Origin of the sequence: Candidatus Methylomicrobium oryzae, from assembly GCF_016745425.1 — a bacterium.
Lineage (GTDB): Bacteria > Pseudomonadota > Gammaproteobacteria > Methylococcales > Methylomonadaceae > Methylomicrobium > Methylomicrobium oryzae.
This window is the reverse complement of the sequence record NZ_JAERVK010000051.1, coordinates 1-1,354: the sequence shown is the minus strand read 5'-3', so window position 1 is coordinate 1,354 and position 1,354 is coordinate 1. Positions and strand designations below refer to the sequence as shown.

The 1,354-nt window shown below is 43.7% G+C and carries 2 protein-coding genes; both read right to left on the bottom strand.

Features of this window, described 5'->3' with window-relative positions; genetic code table 11:
• Positions 1-96: 96 nt before the first annotated feature.
• Positions 97-393, bottom strand: coding sequence for a DUF5710 domain-containing protein (locus tag JJL52_RS21070; protein ID WP_202053502.1), 297 nt, complete (start codon positions 391-393; stop codon positions 97-99).
• Between the two features lie 632 nt (positions 394-1,025).
• Positions 1,026-1,354: PEP-CTERM sorting domain-containing protein (locus tag JJL52_RS21065; protein WP_202054489.1), on the bottom strand; the 329-nt coding region annotated here is incomplete at its 5' end.

Sequence of the window (1,354 nt, the reverse complement as noted above, 5' to 3'; positions counted from 1 at the left end):
TTTCAATCAGTTAACAGATCAATTATACCACAAAGCGCTTAACTTAACGGCATTGGCGATGTGCCCAGGAGATTTTGTATAGGCAAGGGATAAGCGTTATTCCCAGGGTGGCAAATCACCGTTATAAGCGACAAACTCTTTCACTGTCGGATAAGTCACCGCAGGGCGAGATGCGCTATTTCCGGAAGACGGCGCCCGTGTTTTGGGTTTAGTGGTGGCGGCCGTAGATAATTCCGCAGTGACAGCTTCGGAATGCCATTTCGCAAACGGCGCAATGTCCAGCGTGGCGGGGATATACCATTTCTTCTGAGCCGCATCCCATCGTGCGCCGAGCGCTTTGGCGGCATCTTTCTGCGCGTAGGGCACAGCCAAATAAATTCTTGAATTTTCCATTTTATGTTGTGATAAAGAATGCCGAATTTGGTAAATAAAGAGCTATTGTAAACGATTACCTAAATTTGCTAGCGCAACGGGTGACAGGATGGCTGCTTCAATAGCCTTTATTTCAAGCCCTCCAGTCCTCCCTTTATGAAACATGGGATTTATTTTGAGAACTTTCAGAGGATCGTCGGCTATTCCGAATAGTAATGAATGCAGCTAAATAAAACGGCTAGCTGGCTTTGCCCGGTTTTATGAAAGTGGACAATGCGATTGAGGATAAAAAATACCAATCGCTTATTACGACCCTAACCAGGCAATTGATACTGTCTTTCAAATGTCGGCTCAATGCAATATGTCGGTCACTCGAAATTTGGCTTTGAAGTTTCACGATCTGTTTATCATGCAGAATATGTAGCTTAATCCCTAGAAAATCTGGTACTCAAATATATATTCAGACCATAACAATCAACTAAAGCTGACGGCGATAAGCTATAAATAAGCATGGGTGATGCCCTTATCCTGACTAGACAAAACGACTTGCGAAGTATTTAAATCGGTTTCATACAAAAAAGGCCGCGAAATATGGCCTTTTTTGTTGTTATAAACATTGAACAGATTTTATCAAAATATCGAACATTCTTGTGTTAAGAAGATTTACGGTTTCTTAATGCCATTCCTGCAAGGCCAATACCAATAAGAGCTAATGTTGGCGGCTCTGGTACGTTATTAGGAGAGTTAGTATCAGTTTCCTGATTCGATAAATTCAGATTTTCTTTTTCTGGATCACTTACGTTGCCAGTGATAAGTTGAGGATAACTAAGATCATTCGAGCTACCTCCATTATTACCGCTGCCAGTCGAGCCGCCACTGTCAGTCGAACCGTTACTGTCAGTCGAACCGCCGTTCCCGTTGCCCCCAGCATTGGAGTTCGAACCGCCGTTCCCGTTGTCCCCAGCATTGGAGTTCGAACCGC

What these genes read in the sequence shown, in the direction of transcription:
- JJL52_RS21070 (WP_202053502.1), bottom strand. Translation starts at nt 393, where the DNA reads ATGGAAAATTCAAGAATTTATTTGGCTGTGCCCTACGCGCAGAAAGAT.